The 17,598-nt window shown below is 42.4% G+C and carries 9 protein-coding genes; 5 read left to right on the forward strand and 4 right to left on the reverse strand.

Translation table 11 applies throughout. The features are described 5' to 3' along the window. The first annotated feature begins 316 nt into the window (after window positions 1–316). The 5 genes from P1X15_RS06815 to P1X15_RS06835 all read left to right on the forward strand — a co-directional run bounded on the left by P1X15_RS06815 (window position 317) and on the right by P1X15_RS06835 (window position 14,678). Entirely contained in the window at window positions 317–3,121 is a 2,805-nt protein-coding gene (locus tag P1X15_RS06815) for a M14 family zinc carboxypeptidase (protein WP_277337396.1), read from the forward strand. A gap of 71 nt (window positions 3,122–3,192) precedes the next feature. After that, entirely contained in the window at window positions 3,193–5,961 is a 2,769-nt protein-coding gene (locus P1X15_RS06820; protein WP_277337397.1) for a M14 family zinc carboxypeptidase, read from the forward strand. Window positions 5,962–6,022: 61 nt separating this feature from the next. After that, window positions 6,023–8,779 carry a M14 metallopeptidase family protein gene (locus P1X15_RS06825; protein ID WP_409049674.1) on the forward strand — a complete coding sequence of 919 codons (2,757 nt, stop codon included), beginning with the start codon at window positions 6,023–6,025 and terminating at the stop codon, window positions 8,777–8,779. Between the two features lie 321 nt (window positions 8,780–9,100). Next, window positions 9,101–11,845 (forward strand): response regulator, encoded by a 2,745-nt coding sequence (locus P1X15_RS06830; RefSeq protein ID WP_277337399.1) that lies wholly within the window; start codon window positions 9,101–9,103, stop codon window positions 11,843–11,845. A gap of 52 nt (window positions 11,846–11,897) precedes the next feature. After that, the gene (locus P1X15_RS06835; protein WP_277337400.1) at window positions 11,898–14,678 is read left to right on the forward strand and encodes a response regulator; all 2,781 of its coding nucleotides are present in this window, start codon (window positions 11,898–11,900) and stop codon (window positions 14,676–14,678) included. Window positions 14,679–14,714: 36 nt separating this feature from the next. Here the strand turns inward: P1X15_RS06835 and P1X15_RS06840 are convergent, their stop codons facing one another. The 4 genes from P1X15_RS06840 to P1X15_RS06855 form a co-directional block, all read right to left on the reverse strand. Continuing rightward, window positions 14,715–15,389, reverse strand: coding sequence for a response regulator transcription factor (locus tag P1X15_RS06840; RefSeq protein ID WP_277337401.1), 675 nt, complete (start codon window positions 15,387–15,389; stop codon window positions 14,715–14,717). Window positions 15,390–15,402: 13 nt separating this feature from the next. Then, a complete protein-coding gene (locus P1X15_RS06845; RefSeq protein WP_277337402.1) occupies window positions 15,403–16,059 on the reverse strand; it encodes a sensor histidine kinase in 657 nt (218 codons plus the stop codon). A gap of 119 nt (window positions 16,060–16,178) precedes the next feature. Continuing rightward, a complete protein-coding gene (locus P1X15_RS06850) occupies window positions 16,179–16,829 on the reverse strand; it encodes a hypothetical protein (RefSeq protein ID WP_277337403.1) in 651 nt (216 codons plus the stop codon). 93 nt (window positions 16,830–16,922) lie between these two features. Further along, the gene (locus P1X15_RS06855; RefSeq protein WP_277337404.1) at window positions 16,923–17,417 is read right to left on the reverse strand and encodes a hypothetical protein; all 495 of its coding nucleotides are present in this window, start codon (window positions 17,415–17,417) and stop codon (window positions 16,923–16,925) included. Window positions 17,418–17,598: the final 181 nt, after the last annotated feature.

The raw sequence follows: 17,598 nt of genomic DNA on the forward strand, positions 1-17,598 counted from the left end.
TGTTCGTCGCATCTTGGGGTGATATGCCTATTTCATATACCCAATGATTTTAATTTTGAATGCTCACACACTTACAATCGCGTCCTCAAATAAAGAAAACGAAGTCAAAAGTCTTGGTAATACTTAGTATAATTGCTTAACTAAGTAACCAATAGTCGTTAAAAAGTTGGTATTATTTTTATATTTGATGTAGTTTATTGGGAAAAATTGAAATATTAAAAATTAAATTTTGGCGAAACTTGAAATAAGAAGGATATAATGTAATCTTTAAATATTGTTCGCTTCATCAGCTTACACTTTTCTTAACCTAACTTATATGCACTTCCAACATCTATTTAAACCTTTATTTGTCTCATGTGTTGCGTTGTCGGTAGCTTCTTCTTTGCAGGCGCAAAAAATTGATGAGACCTATAATCAAAAAATCAAAGAGTATACTACCGACACCCGTTTTTTGCCTTCTTCGGTTCTCAATCTTGCCGATGACCCCAAGGTGCCTTCTCCTCTCAAACATTTTGGAACTATTATTGGCGCACCGGGGGTCTTACACCACACCACGGAGATTTATGGCTATTTTCAGAAATTATCGCAAGTTTCACCCTTTGTTAAAATTAGCCCAGTAGGTACGAGCGAAGAAGGCAGACCCATTCAATTGGTGACTATTGGCAACGAGGATGCCATCAAACGAGTGGCGCACTATCAAAAGCAATTGGCTTTGTTGGCCGACCCTCGTAAGATATCGGCTCAAGAGGTAGAAAAAATACTAGGAGATAGCAAGCCAGTATATTATATCAACTGCGGTCTTCACTCTCCTGAAATGGGCTCTCCCGAAATGGTGATGGAATTGGCCTACAGACTCATCACCGGACAATCTGACGAAATCAAAGCCATTCGTAATAATATCATTCTCATTATCAATCCTGTATCAGAACCCGATGGCTGGGACAAACAAGTGGATTGGTACAATAGATACACCAAAAATCGCACCAACTTCGAAGACGGTTTTCCAAGAGTACCGTATTGGGGTAAATACACTTACCACGACAACAACCGCGACGGCTTGCAGATGTCGCAAGCCCTGACCAAAGCCATGTACAAGATTTATTTTGACTGGCATCCTACGGTTATGTTGGACTTACATGAGTCGGTTCCGTTGTTGTATATTTCAACAGGTACGGGGCCTTACAACGAATCTATCGACCCCATAACTATCGGCGAATGGCAAGTTATGGCCAATCACGAAATGACCTCACTCGCTTCGCAGGGATTACCGGGGGTATTTACGTGGGCATTTTATGACGGATGGAATCCCGGTTACGCATTCTGGATTGCCAACAATCACAATTCCGTAGGCCGTTTTTATGAAACTTTTGGCAACGCTGGTGCCACCACTTATGTACGTGATTTATCGACTCAGAAGTACTCAGGTGACCCCGTTACGAGCAAAGAATGGTACCGCCCCAATCCTGCCACCGAAAAAGTAAACTGGTCGTATCGCAACAACATCAATTATATGCAAGCGGGGGTATTGGCAGGATTGTCGTATGCGGCCAATAACAAGAGGGTATTGTTGACAAATTTTTACCAAAAAGGACTCAATGCGCTCAAAAAAGGTAAAGAAGAATCGCCCAAGGCATTTGTGATTCCGCAAAACCAAAACGACCCTGCGATGGCAGCCTATTTGGTGAATCAATTGCGCGGCCAAGGTATCGAAGTTCACAAAGCCGAAAGTGGTAAAAACCAAGGAGATTATGTGGTGATGTTGGAGCAGCCTTATCGCAATTTGGCGGTATCGTTGCTGACCAAACAAAACTACCCTAAAGAAGCCAAATTCCCGCCTTATGATGATATTGCATGGACTTTAGGCTACCTCAATGGCGTAGATGTAAAAGCGCAGGATACCCTTACTTTTTCGGCATCAGATCTTAAACTCCTTACCGAGGATGCCAAATACACAGGAAAAGTGGACGGAGAAGCCACCAACTATGTCATCAATTACAAAGCTCAGAACACCGTTTTACCGGCACTCTATTGGCTCAAAAATCAAGGTAAGTCCACTAAAATCAGCGTTTTGGAAACCAAAACAGCAGTGGCTGGAGTCAAAGATACGTTAGGTGCTGGCTCTATTGTATTACAAGGACTTGCTGCTGAAGATGCCAAGAAAATAGCCTCACAGTTTGGCATAGATTTATGGCCTGTCACCACACTCCCTACTACCAAACAGCATGAATTGACGTTGCCCAAGGTAGCGATTTATCATAGCTGGTTCAATACCCAAGACGAAGGATGGGTAAGATTTACTTTTGAGCAACGTGGCATTCCTTATACTTCTATTCACAAAGACGACCTCAAAGCAGGTAATTTAAAACAAAAATTTGACGTGATTGTCGTACCCAAGATGAGAGGTTCGGCGAGTGATTTTATTCACGAAATTGATAAAAAATTTGGTCCCCTTCCTTACACTAAAACCTCGGAATATCCTTCGCATGGTATTCCTTATGCGACCGACGACATGACAGGCGGTCCGGGCTTTGAGGGGCTTGATAAACTCAAACAATTTGTGGAAGCAGGAGGAGTATTGGTACCTTTGGAAAATTCGGCGACTATGATAGCCGAGACGGGTATCACGCGTGATTTGGAAAAAACCGAAGCGGCGGGATTGTTTCATCCAGGGTCGATTGTGCAGGCCAAAGCCCGCCAAACCGATAGCCCGATTTTGTATGGCTACCCAGAGGTGTTTCCGATTTTTAGAGGTATTGCTCCTATTTTACAAACCAAAAAGCATAATCGTGATATGATGGTGCTTCAGTATGGAACCAAGCCCCTCAAAGATGAAGAAGAATATAAAGGGCCTATCATGGGGCTTCCTGATAAGAAGGTAGAAAAAGAAGCAAAGAAAGCCACTCCAAAAAAAGAAGAATCTTACGTATTGTCGGGAATGGTAAAAAATGAGCAGACCATTGTTGGTCATGGAGGAATTTTCAACGTGCCAGTAGGAGCAGGGCGAATCGTGGCTTTTACCTTCAATCCGCTGCACCGCTACATCAACCATCACGATGCCCCTATGGTATGGAATGTGTTGATGCACTGGAATCATTTGGGAATGGGCACTGCCGAAAAATAAGATAAAAACGCCTCCATTGGTTGCGGCTTGTGGCTCATCAATGGAGGCTTCATTTATAAAATCGTATTCCTATGAAAAAACTCTACTCTGCTCTTACTTTGGGATTGTGTGCCTTGTCGCTGCAAGCTCAGGTGATTGACGAAGCCTACAACCAAAAAATAAAAGAGTTTACGACCGATACCAAATTCTTGCCTTCGTCGGTATTGAATCTCCCTATTGATACAAAAGTGCCTTCTCCGCTCAAGCATTTCGGTACTATCATTGGAGCAGAAGGAGTACTGCATCGTACTTCCGAAATTTATGGGTATTTCCAAAAATTGACCGAAACCTCGCCGCATATTACCATGCAACAAGCAGGTGTAAGTGAAGAAGGACGCCCCATGAATCTGATAGCGATTGGGAGTAAAGAAACCCTCAAAAAACTTGAACATTATAGAAAACAACTAGCACTCTTAGCCGACCCTCGCAAGCTAGCGGGGCAAGATGTCAGTAAGATTTTGGTGGATTCGAAGGTGATTTATTATCTCAACGGAGGAATGCACTCTCCTGAGATGGGCTCTCCTGAAATGCTGATGGAATTGGCATATCGCTTAATAACAAGCCAAGCACCTGATATCAAGGCCATTCGTGAAAATATAATTGTACTCATCAATCCCGTCTCCGAACCCGACGGCTGGGACAAGCAAGTAGATTGGTATTATCGCTATTCTAAGGCTCGTAAGTCTTATGATGATGGCTTCCCAAAATCGCCTCCCTACTGGGGTAAGTATACTTACCACGACAACAACCGCGATGGTCTTCAGATCTCGCAAGCCATTACCAAAACCATTTATAAAATCTACTACGATTGGCATCCGATTGCTATGCTGGACTTGCACGAATCGGTACCTTTGCTGTATATATCCACTGGGACAGGGCCTTACAACGAAACCATCGACCCTATCACTATCGGCGAATGGCAAGTCATGGCCGACCACGATATGACTTCCCTTGCTGCTCAAGGTTTGCCAGGGGCGTTCAATTGGGCATTTTATGACGGATGGTATCCGGGGTATGGTATTTGGGTGGCCAACAATCACAACTCTATCGGGCGTTTTTATGAGACTTTTGGCAATGCAGGTGCCAATACTTATTTGCGCGATTTGTCAAACCAAAAATATGCAGGCGATGCGGTTACGAGCAAAGAATGGTATCGGCCTTATCCAGCTACCGAAAAAGTGAATTGGTCGTTTCGCAACAATATCAATTATATGCAGGCAGGCGTAATAGCTTCCTTGTCTTATGCGGCTACCAATGGTCAGTTGTTGTTGAAAAACTTTTATCAAAAAAGTCTTAACAATATCAAAAAGGGAACAGACGAAACGCCACGGGCTTTTGTAATTCCTAAAAATCAACGCGACCCTGCAATGGCGGCCTATTTGGTAAATCAGCTTCGGGGGCAAGGCATCGAAATTCACAAAGCCGAATCAGGTGCTAATCATGGAGATTATGTGGTTTTGTTGAACCAACCTTACCGCAATTTGGCGGTGTCGTTGTTGACCAAACAAAATTATCCTAAAGAAGCGAAGTTTCCACCGTACGATGATATTGCTTGGATGATGGGGTACTTGTATGGTGTTACGGTAACTCCGCAAGATACCGTAAAGTATCAACTTAGTGACCTTAAAATGGTAGCCAACGACGTGAAATACGTAGGCGAAATCAAAGGAGAAGGAAGCAATTATGTACTTCCCTACAAAGCCCAAAATACAGTATTGCCCGCAATTTATTGGCTTTATTCCCAAAACAAAGACGCTAAAGCGGTGGTTTTAGATGCCAAAACTACCGTCGAAGGCTTGAAGGATACCCTAGCGGCGGGAAGCATCGTATTCAAAGGAATCACGGCCGAGCAAGCCAAGCAGCTGACGACTCAGTTTGGGGTTGATTTACAATCCACCAAAACCCTCCCTAGTGTCAAACAGCACGAAATCGTTACCCCTCGCGTGGCTATTTATCATAGCTGGTACAATACCCAAGATGAAGGCTGGGCGCGTTATACTTTTGAGCAGCGTGGTATTCCTTATACGTCTATTCACAAAGACATGCTGAAAGCGGGTGATTTGAGGAAAAAATTTGACGTTATTTTAATGCCTCGAATGCGGGGCGGAGTGAGTGATTTTATCCACGAAATTGACCCGAAATTTGGTCCTCTTGCTTATACTAAAACCAATGAGTTTCCTTCACATGGCATGCCCGACTCAACGCCTGATATGACAGGTGGGCCGGGGTTTGAAGGGGTAGGGCAACTCAAAAAATTTGTGGAAGCAGGTGGCGTACTTATTACCCTCGACAATACCTCTATGATGATAGCAGAAGCAGGAATAGCGCGCGATTTGAAAGTCTATAATGCGCCTACGCTTTTTCATCCGGGGTCGGTGGTGCAGGTCAAGGCCCGTCAAAAAGAGCATCCGATTCTGTACGGCTACCCTGAGGTATTTTATCTTTTTAAAGGCATGGGGCCTTTGTTGCAAACCGAAAAGCGAGACCGTGACATGATGCTTCTTCAGTATGGTACCAAACTCCTCAAAGAAGACGAAGAGTATAAGGGACCCATCATGGGAATGCCCAACAAAAAAGTAGTGAAAACACTCGACAATCAGCCTCCTAAAAAGGAAGACCTGTATGTACTATCTGGCATGGTACGCAACGAACAAACGATCATCGGGCACGGCGGGATTTTTAACGTGCCGGTAGGGCAAGGTCGTGTGGTTGCATTCACGTTTGACCCTTTACACCGTTTTCTAAATCACCACGATGCGCCGCTGCTTTGGAATGCGATTATCAATTGGAATCATCTTTAATTTTTTCATACACTTCTTTATTTCAACTATGCTTAAAAATTTTCTTCAATCACTTCTTATCATGTTGCTGTTGGGTATTACGGTGGCATGGTCCCAAACGATACCTTCTCCCAAAGAACATTTTGGGTTTAACATTGGTGATGATTATCAACTCTCTAATTATACCCAAACAGAAGCCTATTTTAAAAAATTGGCTGCTTCTGACAGAGCAAAGTTAGTAGATATTGGAATGACCGAAGAAGGTCGTCACCAGTATATGTTGATTGTGTCATCGCCCGAAAACCTCAAAAAGTTGGCTCGTTATCAGGAGATTTCGACCAAAATGGCACGCGCTGAAGGTATCAACGAAGCGCAAGCGCGGGCGTTGGCCAATGAAGGCAAGGCGGTCGTATGGATTGACGGAGGACTTCACTCCACAGAGACGGTAGGTACAATGCAGCTTATCGAAACGGCATGGCAACTCATAAGCCGCAAAGACCCCGAAAATATGCGGATTCTTGACAACGTAGTGGTGCTACTTACCCATGCCAACCCTGACGGGCACGAATTGGTGGGGAATTGGTATATGCGCAATCCTACACCCGAAAAGCGTTCACTTGATCAGTTGCCTCGTTTGTACCAAAAATACGTGGGACACGACAACAACCGTGACTTTTTTATGTTGCACATGAAAGAATCGCAAAATATTGGCCGTCAGTTGTTTGTGGAGTGGATTCCTCAGATTATGTACAACCATCACCAACGTGGCCCTGCGGGCTCGATTTTGGCAGGGCCTCCTTATCGCGACCCTTTCAATTACGTATTTCATCCATTGATGATAACAGGAATTGATGCAGTAGGAGCTGCGATGGTCAATCGTCTTATTTCCGAAGATAAGCCCGGGTTTACCCGCCTTAGTGGTTCGGTTTTTTCTACTTGGTACAATGGAGGTTTGCGTACCACTACGCACTTCCACAATATGATTGGGCTTTTGACCGAAATCATCGGCGGGCCTACTCCCGAAAATGTGCCGCTTGTTCCCAATCGTTTGATTCCGAATGGAGCTACTCCTTTTCCAGTAACTCCCCAAAAATGGCACTTTAAGCAATCAATTGACTATTCTTTGTCGCTCAACTACGCCGTACTGGACTATGCCGCTCGCCACAGCGACGAGTTGTTGTACAATATTTATCACATGGGTAGAAACTCAATCGAGCGTGGTAGCACTGATTACTGGACACTCTCTCCCAAAAAAGTAGATGCCATTACGGCTGCTCAAAAAAGCGATAGAAGTTCTAAGCCTGATTCGACCAATGCCGCCAACGACCCACTTGGGTTTAGAGGCGGAATACCCGTAAAATATTATGATGCGGTATTAAAAGATAAAAATCTTCGTGATGCACGTGGATATATTATTCCTTCTACCCAACGTGACTTTCCTACGGCAGTTAAGTTTGTCAATGCTTTGATTAAAACAGGTATTTTGGTATACAAAGCTACGGCTGAATTTAGTGTAGGTGGCAAAACTTACCCTGCGGGATCGTATGTAGTCAAAACAGCACAAGCGTTTCGGCCACACGTATTGGATATGTTTGAACCACAAGATCACCCCAATGATTTTCCTTATCCGGGTGGGCCTCCTACGCGTCCTTATGATGCTGCTGGATGGACCCTTGCTTATCAAATGGGTGTAGAATTTGACCGTGTTTTAGACGGATTTGAGGGGCCTTTCCAAGCGGTTCCGTACGGAGAAGTACAATCTCCGGCTGGAAAAATAGAGAGTGCAGCGGCAGGTGGATATACCTTGAGTGCCCAATCCAACAATACTTTTATCACGGTCAACGAGTTGTTGAGTGCGGGTGTAGAAGTGTACCGTTTACCACAAGGATTAGCCGGTAAGTCGTCGGTAGAGGCGGGGGCATTTTACGTACCTGCTTCGGCCAAAGCCAAACCTATTTTAGAAAAAGCGGCCAAAGAATTGGGAATCGAAGTAAGTGGAGTTGCCAAACGTCCAACGAGTGGATTGGCCAAAGTAGCACCGCTAAAAATTGCACTTTGGGACAACTACGGAGGCTCTATGCCGTCGGGTTGGGTACGTTGGTTGATGGAGCAGTATAAGTTTCCGATGCAAGTGGTGTACGCACAAGATATCGATGGGGGTGATTTACGCAAAAAATTTGATGTAATCATTTTTGTGACGCGGGCAATTCCTGCCGCAGGAGGTGGCCGCGACAACGATATTTATAGCATTTATTCTAGTCGAGAGCCCAAGACAGAAGACATTCCCGCCGAATATCATCGTTGGCTAGGGCGTATTACTGCCAACAAATCTATTCCGCAGATAAAGAAATTTTTAGAAGAAGGCGGAAAAGTAGTGACCATTGGAAGTAGCACCAATTTGGCATATCATTTGGGCTTGCCCGTAAAAAGTGCTCTCAATGAAATGACCAACGCAGGCTTAGAACGCCCACTGCCAGCCGAAAAATATTATATTCCTGGAAGTGTCTTACGCGTTACGCTCGATTCTACGCAAGCAGCTACGTGGGGAATGTCTGGGCAAACGGATGTTTACTTCGATTCGAGCCCAGTCTTCAAACTTGCACCAGCGGCAGTAGCTAAAGGACAAGTGAAGCCTTTAGCGTGGTTTTCGACCGCCAAACCCCTCCGCAGTGGTTGGGCGTGGGGTCAGGCTTATATTCAGGATGGCGTAGCAGCCTTCGAAGCCCCCGTGGGTGCGGGCAAACTCTACGCTTTTGGACCAGAGATTACGTTCCGAACTCAAGCGCAAGGCACGTTTAAACTGCTCTTTAATCAACTCTATTCGGTAGCCAATTACTAGCGTTACTTTAGCTTATCCTCCATGCCGCACCAAGTAGCATTTGCTGCTTGGTGCGGTGTTTTTTTAGGAGCTTATTCAAAATATTTTTTGTTCGCCCCAAAAGGTTTTCACTCAAGATAGTGATATACCTTCACCTAGCCGTTGACCATTTTTATTCCTATAAAATACCGAGTTACTTGACTTCCTTTTTTGTTATTAATTATCTTTGGAATCCTATATGGTACACTTTTGTTGTCAAAAGAGTTAGTTTTTGCAAAACGAACTCTTTTAAAAATGGATATTTTATAGTACCAAACGTTAAAAAATTCTTACCCTATTGCAATGAAAATACTCTTCTTTGTTGTTTGCTGTTTTTGTTCTTTCATTGCACTTAGCCAAGAGGTTAGCCTCACTCCAAGTACAAAATCAATAAATATCACGGAGAAAATAGCGGTTTTTGAAGATAAAAATGCCTCTCTTTCGTTTCCGCAAGTCCAACAGCAAGTATTCACACCTTTTTCCCAGAGATCAATTCTTATCCCATTTTCTGATGAAGCCTTTTGGGTAAAGTTTAAGGTTAAAAATACACATCCCGCCCAAGACGATTGGATATTGGATTGGAGTAATTTTTTTGCCGAATATGTTTCGTTTTTTGTGCAACAAGACGACGGGGATTTTCAGGAAATAAAGAAAGGGGCACTTGTAGCTCGTGGCAATGCGAAGAGAGACAACCCTTACATAAATTTTAAAATTGGATATCAAGAAGAAAAGGTTTTTTATGTTAAAATATTGAGTCAGAGGGGATTGTATGGAAGATTTACGATTCTGACTCCCGAAGCTATGGCGGAAGAGCAGATTGATGATGCCAAGTCAGAGAGCTTTATCAATGGCCTCATTGTTTTGAGGTTGGTGTATGTGTTGTTGTTGGCGGCATTCGTGGTCAAAGAGCTGGCTTTCAGGCGTTATTCTATTCTGCTTATTATGCGGTCGTTTGCCTATTGGGGGTTTGTGGGAGTTCTGGGAGGCTTTTTTACCAACAATGTCACTACGGCTCTGACCATCAATTTCCTTAGTTATCATGTTTTGCCAATTGGTCAGGTTTTGGCTGCTACGGCTATTTTGCCGATTGCGAGGTTTCCTTCGTTTGTAAGTCATGCTTTCAAAATAGTAGTGGCGCTTACGCTTGTGTTGGCTTTGGGTATCATATTTGATTATCGGTGGTATTGGCTCAAAGCAAGTACTTACTTAATCATCTGTACTCAATTAAGTATTTTTGCATTGTATATTGTGGCCGTATGGCGAAAATACCCCCTTAATTGGTACTATTCGGTACCTTTTTTGTTGGGAATTGGGAGCTATATCTTTATTCAGATGCGGCTCGTGAGTTGGGTCAATTTTGGGTGGATTTTTGCTTTTGCCAACTTCTGTTTTATTTCCGAAATCTTTGTGTTTGGCGTGTTTTTGAGCCGGATTATCCAAAATTATGAAAAGGCATGTTTGGTATCCCAAAAAGAATTGCGCTTCAATCAAGAGCAAGCCTCACGACTCAAAGAACTTGATGAACTCAAGACTAATTTTTTTACTAATATCTCTCACGAGTTTAGGACGCCTCTTACGCTATTGATTGGGCCGCTTGCTGATTTTCAGAAAAAATACCCCGGAGAGAGATTGGTAGAGATAATGCAACGTAATATTATGCGTTTGCAATCATTGATTAATCAACTGCTCGATTTATCAAAACTAGAAGCAGGAAAGCTACAACCTGAAATACAAAAAGGAGATTTAGCACTTCATCTACGGCACTTGTTTGGGTCTTTTGAATCATTGGCTCAAAGTCGGAATATTATTTTTCATTACGAACAAACCTATACCCACGAGGAGGCCTATTTTGATGCGGACAAAATCGAAAAAATCGTTACCAATTTACTTTCCAATGCTTTTAAGTTTACGCCCCAAAATGGTCGTGTTCATGTAAGAGTGCAAACTACCCTAGAAGAACTCAAAATCGTGGTGCATGATTTTGGAATTGGAATTGCACCCGAAAGGCTGCCTCATATTTTTGACCGTTTTTATCAGGTTGACAATTCGGCTGGCCGTCACTATGAAGGAACAGGGATTGGATTGGCTTTGGTCAAAGAGCTCATCGAAGTGCTGAAAGGAAATGTAAATGTAGAAAGTGTAGTAGGCAAAGGAACTATCTTTGCCGTCAATATCCCTATTGGAAGAATGACTTGGGAGGATCAAATCATTGAGCATGATTACTTAGAAATGATACCCCCTCTGCCAGCATTAGTACAAAGTAGCAATGAATCAGAAAGTACCACTGAGGGGCAGTGGCCGATTGTGCTTTTGGTAGAAGACAATCCTGATTTGCGAGTTTATATGCGTGCCATTTTCGAAAATCAATATCAAATCATCGAAGCTATTGACGGACAACAAGGACTCGAAAAGGCCATCGAATATATTCCAGATTTGGTGATTTGTGATTTGATGATGCCGCGTCTCGATGGCTTGGGGCTTTGTAGAGCTATACGCTCTGATATTCGTACTAGTCATATCCCAATTATCATGCTTACGGCCAAATCTACCATGCAAGATCGGCTAGAAGGGCTAGAGTTGGGGGCGGACGATTATCTGACCAAGCCTTTTAATCGTGATGAGATGGAAGTTAGGGTACAAAATCTTATCCGCCAACGCGAGATACTGCGGCAAAAGTATGGACAACAAATAGCCGAAACCATGGCTCAAGTAAGAGAAAAACCGGTATTGTCTCTCAATGAGCAGTTTTTGCAAAAAGCGGTGACAGTAGTCGAAGAACACCTGAGCGATAGCAGTTTTGATGTTGAGCTTTTTTGTAAAGCTATGAATATGAGCCGCAGCAATATGCACCGCAAACTTCGAGCTTTGACCAGCCAATCAGCGACGGAGTTTATCCGTTCGATTCGTTTGGAGCGGGCTGCCGAGCTTCTTAAACGCCGCACCGGAACCGTCTCCGATATTGCTTTTCAGGTGGGTTTTGAGAGTTTGCCTTACTTTTCAAAGAGCTTTCAGGAACAGTTCGGAATACCGCCTTCTGAGTACAGGTAAAGTGTAATGAATCACTTAATATTCATTATAAACAACTTTTGGGTAGGTGTTTATGAAAATATATTTTTACTGTTTGTTGGTTTTTTTGTGGGTTGCTCATCAAGGAGTAGCACAGTTGAGCAATGTCGTGAGTGACCAAGTCTCCCAAATGAATATCTCTGAAAACTCAGAAGTATTTCAGGATGTAAGTAAAATAATGCCTTTTGAAGACGTTGTCAAGCAAAGTTTTGAGCCTCATCACCATAAGCTGTATCAATATTCTTTTTCGTCAAATGTTTTTTGGTTTAGGTTTCGGATAAACAACACAAATAGTCTTGATCACTGGTATTGTTTGTGGAGCGATGCCCTCAATGACCACGTAGATGTATATATTCCTACTGCCAAGGGTACTTATCGAGTTTTGAAAGGAGGCATGCTCGCCCTTCCTTCCGATAAAGCATACAAAGGGCTTTTTCCGTTATTTAATTTAGGTGTTTTGCCCCAAGATAGTGCCCAAGTCTACTATTTAAGACTACAAGCAAGCGAGCCTATCAATGGTCAGTTGACTTTGCTTACGCATCAGGCTTTTATTGACCGTATGCCTACTACGCTAGCTATGGCATGGCTAGTGATAGGGATTCAACTGTTGCGTGTGTTGTACAATATCATTTTGGCTCGTTATATCCGTAATACTTCTTTTAGGTGGTATAGTTTTCACACGATTATCGTAACACTTTCGGTATTAGGCTCTTTTGGGGTGACGGCTAATATTTTTAGTGAAATGCCCCAGCTGGCAGTTTTTCTAAATTCTGCATTTTATCAACTTATGCCCGCTACTTATACTCTTTTTATCTATTCACTGCTCAATGTCCCCCAAAACTATCCAAGACTAAAAGGTGCCTTTTTCTTGCTCGTTGGTTGTAGTATTTTACAAGTGGCGGCGCATTTGGTAATACCAAGGATGTACTTATTGGTTTTCAACAATTACTTGTTTTTATTAACTGAATTTTTCCTGATTAGTATTTCGTTGTATTCACTGGTTAAGCGTTTGCCGGTAAATTTTTACCTTTTGATTCCTTGTTTCTTTACGTTGGTGCCGTTTGTATTTCTCAATCTGCGTGCTTTGGGAGTCATTCATTATGATTGGATTTACCCCATGATATACATCACCAATTTTCTCGAAATATTGGCTTTAGCTTTGGTATTAGGTAAAATTATTGAGGCTACAGACCGCGAAAAACTCAAAACGGAAAAAGCGCTTTTGGCCGAAAAATTAGAAGCTGAAAAATTGCATGAATTAGATGTTTTGAAGAGTCGATTTTTTACTAATATTTCTCACGAATTCCGAACCCCTCTGACGCTTTTGGTGGGACCTCTCAATGATTTTCGTAAAAAATATCCGTCGGAGCGGCTCATCCCTTCTATGCTTCGCAACGTAGAAAGGCTTCAAACCCTTATCAACCAACTGCTAGATTTGGCGAAGCTTGAATCGAAGCAATTGAAAGTAGAAATACAGCAGGGTGACATAAGCTTCTTTTTTCGGTATCTGTTTTCTTCTTTTGAATCCTTGGCCCACAATCGCCAGATTATTTATAATTACCAACAGTCGCACGATAGTTTTGAAGGGTATTTTGATGCTGATAAAGTCGAAAAAATTGTCACCAATTTACTCTCAAACGCCTTTAAATTTACTCCTTCAGGAGGGCGCATTGAGGCTTTTGTAATGTTTGATAATCAGTATTTTGTTTTACAAATTTCAGATAACGGCATCGGAATAGGAGAAGCCCAAATCCCCCGAATTTTTGAAAGATTTTATCAGGCAGAGGAGGGAGCTGGTAGGAAATATGAAGGCTCGGGTGTGGGTTTGGCACTGGTCAAGGAGCAGGTAGAAGTACTCAAGGGCAATATCTCGGTGGTGAGCGAGCTCGGTAAAGGCACTTCTTTCAAAATAACAATACCCATAGATTTTGAAACTTGGAAAAACAATATTGTAGATTCAGAGATACGGCCTGAGCTTATTCTTCGCTCGCGTTTGATAGAAGATAGAGAAGAAACATTTAATCAGCCCAAAGCCAAAGGTAGTACGCTACCGTTGTTGCTGGTAGTAGAAGATAATCCTGATTTGCAGTTATATATATCCTCGATTTTTGAAAAGAAATTTCAGATAGAGGGCATTCTCAACGGGAAAGAGGGGCTCGAAAAGGCCTTTGAAATGATACCTGATTTGGTGATTTGTGATTTGATGATGCCTCACATGGACGGAATTAGTTTTTGTAAAGAACTTAAATCAGATCCTAGAACCAATCATATACCCGTAGTGATGCTTACTGCCAAAGCTACCCTCGAAGACCGCTTGGAAGGGTTTGAATCAGGAGCCGACGAATACCTCACAAAACCATTTAATCGGGAAGAACTGGAGAAAAGAGTCGAAAATTTGGTAAAACAAAGGGTATTGTTGCAGCAAAAGTATAGTCTTCAGTTGGGTAGCGAGACAGCTATCTCGGGGCTACCCTTAAAAGCGACGGTAGAATCACTGTTTTTACAAAAAGCCGTCGAAGTAGTAGAGTATCATTTAGGGGATAGCAAATTTGATGTGGAGCAGTTTTGTAGAGAAATGGGAATGAGCCGTACCAATATGCACCGTAAAATGAAGGCCCTCACTCAGCAATCTACGACGGAATTTATCAGACTCATCAGGCTTAAAAAAGCGGCACAGATTTTTCATGCAAGGGGAGGACGAGTATCGGACGTAGCGATGTTGGTGGGATTTGAAAGTCTGTCTTATTTCTCTAAGTCGTTTCAGGAGCAGTTTGGTATATCTCCTTCTGAGTATATTACTCAGCATCATTCGTGAAAATAAACCCCGGCAACGTTTTGAACGTTGCCGGGGTTAAAGCAGTTCTGTAGGGTCAATCAAACGATGCTTGATAGCAAAGAGTACCAAGCCTGCCGAATTGCGCGCTCCTGTTTTTTCAAGTAGATTGTTGCGATGACCATCTACCGTTCTTACACTTATAAACAATTCATCTGCAATCTCTTGGGCTGTTTTCTGTCTGCAAATTAAGGTCAAAATTTCGGTTTCGCGGGAGGTCAGCGTGGAGGGGAGGTTATCGGTTAGCAATATTTTTTGTCTTTTGCTGTTCATCCGATTTTTCATGGCATTGAGAAAAGCTTCGTTGAAATAAAAGTCTTTTTCGATGACAGTATGAATGGCGCGTTCTACCTCTTCGGGTTCTACGTTTTTGAAAAGATAGGCATTGACTCCCAACTCCATCAAATGCGTCACGAAGCGGTCTTCACCATAGACCGATAAGATAATGATTTTGACGGAAGGGTAGTCAGTATGTAAAATTTTGGTGGTCTCAATGCCATTGAGTTCGGGCATCGATAAGTCGAGCAAAACCACATCGGGTAAGGGAGTACAAGTGGCAAGAGCCTCTATTAAAATTTTGCCATTGTCGGCTTCCAATACCACACTGATATTTTCAAAAGTATTGACAATCGAAGCCATTCCTTTTCTAAAGAGCACTTGGTCGTCGGCGATGGCAACTCGGATAGAAGACATAAAAAATGCGGATTTAAGAAAATGCCAAAGGTACTCGTACTGTCACGCTGGTACCTTGGTTGGGTTGAGTGATGTATTGGAGGGTACCATCAAACATGCGTGTTCGGGTTTCGATATTTTTTAACCCCAAACTTTTTTTCTGATAGGCTTCTTCGTAGTCAAAACCCCTGCCGTTGTCGGTATAGTGCAAGCACAGTTCATGGTCTACTGGTTCTATCACAATCTCGATTTGGGTGGCGTCGGCGTATTTGATGCTATTGTTGAGAAGCTCTTGTACCAGTCTATACATCATGAGGTTGAGTGTAGAGTGCGCTTGGGGAATATCTTTGACGCTCCAGTTGATGTCTGCATCAGTGAGGTCAAGGCTTTTTTCGCACAGACCTTCGATGGCATAGCTAAGTCCAAACTCTTCTAATCCACTGGGGAGAAGATCATTGGAGATTCTTCTGACGTTATCGATGGTGTTGTCGATAAGGCTTTTGTATTTATCGGCGAGGTCTGATATTTCGGGCGCTGACTTAGATTTGAGGTGCATTTGGCCTACCAAAAGCCGCATCGCTGAAAGTGCCGCCCCGATTTCGTCGTGTAGGTCACGCGCTAGTCTTTTTCTTTCTGACTCTATGCCCTCTATCGTGCTGTTGATGAGTTCTTGCTGGTATTTCAATTCCATTTTTTTAAAGGTTAGTTCTTGTCTAAACAATCGTTTTTGGTACAAAATCATGAAAACCACTACGCACCCAACCAACAACAACATCACAAAAGTCCCACCAAAAATAGCAAGGTATAAATCTATTTCAGACGAGGACTGTACCATAAACCAATTCCAATAAAAATATGTAAAAGGGCAAAAACACAAGCATGTAAGCCCCAAGACATGTAATTAAAAGCTTTGTTTTCTTTGAGGATGGCATTGCTTAGAATAAACAGCACGAGACTTCCTGCAAAATAGAACAGAAATCCGGTATTTATCCAAAAAATAGGACATTTTTCTGGTCGTTTGGTATTTAATTCGATGAGCATTTTGTAGAAATACATCATCGAGAAAACAATAACCAAAACACACTCAAGCCCTCTAGCGTAAGTATTGAACTCGGTGAGTTTCTGAAAAAAAATTGAACTGACAACCGCAAAAACCGTAAAAAATACCATCAGCGCAGGAACGAGCCAGCGTGGATAAAACCTTCCAAAGAGTGTATAATAAAACAAAGCAATGATATTGAGTTCAAAAACGGTATAGAAATGTATTAAAATGAGGTTGTTGCCGAGAATTTTTGCCAAAAAATAAGCCAAAATCTGCGCCAACACACTCAGTCCTAAAAACGCAACGATATACCAAAGGGCTTGTTTAAGAAAACGAAACCGTATGAGGGCAATGGTAACAGGCAGCGCTAAGAAAAAAGGACTGTAATACAACATCCACATCAAGAACCCTTCTATCATAGCTTTGTTTTTTGCGGTAAGTTGCAGATTTTTAATTAACTAATTTGTCCTTAAATATTATTTAAGTGGTTGATATACAATGTTATTGTATGGTTATTGGCATGGAATGTCACTGTCGCCTTCAATGAAAAGCGGACTTTTAGGATCGCAAATGGGGGGGCAGGGCCGAGTTACGTCAAATAGTTCGAAATTATATTTTTCCATGCGTTCTTCTTTCCAATTGTATACCTCTTGCTCGCCAATCAAATCCACGATTATATGTTTTTCATCTTCCTTGGCATGAGGGTCAATCGTCCCCTTACGGGCAGCACTTGCAAATACCAAGCAAGCTTCTTGGCCGGTGGGAGATTCTGGATTGGGTTTTATGCCAATGTATACCCGTGCAAACTCTGTATCGGTCTGGGCAAGTAGATCCACAAAGTCGGCGCGACGTACTACAAATGCCCTCATTTCGGCTGGTTTAAATTGCTTTTGTTGGTCTTCTGGAAGATTGATCCACGTACTTACCCAATCTTGAGCATCTGCCAAATCTACCACTACTGATTTCCACTCATCTACTGGGTTTGAAGGTGTGTTTTCTTGTGCCATAATTTCAATAAAAGATTAGAGTTTTTTAAAGTGTTGAAAACTAATATATTAAATATAAAATAGGATAAAGTGTTTCCCATCGCAGCGTAGCTTTTAGGGTAGCTCTATCGAGCTGTAATTTATATATAAATACACAAAGCTAAAGGGCTTAGATAGGATTTTAATAGGTAAAAATGCCTGT

The sequence above is a fragment of the Runella sp. MFBS21 genome (assembly GCF_029433105.1).
Lineage (GTDB): Bacteria > Bacteroidota > Bacteroidia > Cytophagales > Spirosomataceae > Runella.

Excerpts from the sequence above, each read along its gene's own strand:
- P1X15_RS06815 (WP_277337396.1), top strand. The coding sequence starts at position 317 with ATGCACTTCCAACATCTATTTAAACCTTTATTTGTCTCATGTGTTGCG.
- P1X15_RS06820 (WP_277337397.1), top strand. The coding sequence starts at position 3,193 with ATGAAAAAACTCTACTCTGCTCTTACTTTGGGATTGTGTGCCTTGTCG.
- P1X15_RS06825 (WP_409049674.1), top strand. The coding sequence starts at position 6,023 with ATGTTGCTGTTGGGTATTACGGTGGCATGGTCCCAAACGATACCTTCT.
- P1X15_RS06830 (WP_277337399.1), top strand. The coding sequence starts at position 9,101 with ATGAAAATACTCTTCTTTGTTGTTTGCTGTTTTTGTTCTTTCATTGCA.
- P1X15_RS06835 (WP_277337400.1), top strand. The coding sequence starts at position 11,898 with ATGAAAATATATTTTTACTGTTTGTTGGTTTTTTTGTGGGTTGCTCAT.
- P1X15_RS06840 (WP_277337401.1), bottom strand. The coding sequence starts at position 15,389 with ATGTCTTCTATCCGAGTTGCCATCGCCGACGACCAAGTGCTCTTTAGA.
- P1X15_RS06845 (WP_277337402.1), bottom strand. The coding sequence starts at position 16,059 with ATGGAATTGAAATACCAGCAAGAACTCATCAACAGCACGATAGAGGGC.
- P1X15_RS06850 (WP_277337403.1), bottom strand. The coding sequence starts at position 16,829 with ATGATAGAAGGGTTCTTGATGTGGATGTTGTATTACAGTCCTTTTTTC.
- P1X15_RS06855 (WP_277337404.1), bottom strand. The coding sequence starts at position 17,417 with ATGGCACAAGAAAACACACCTTCAAACCCAGTAGATGAGTGGAAATCA.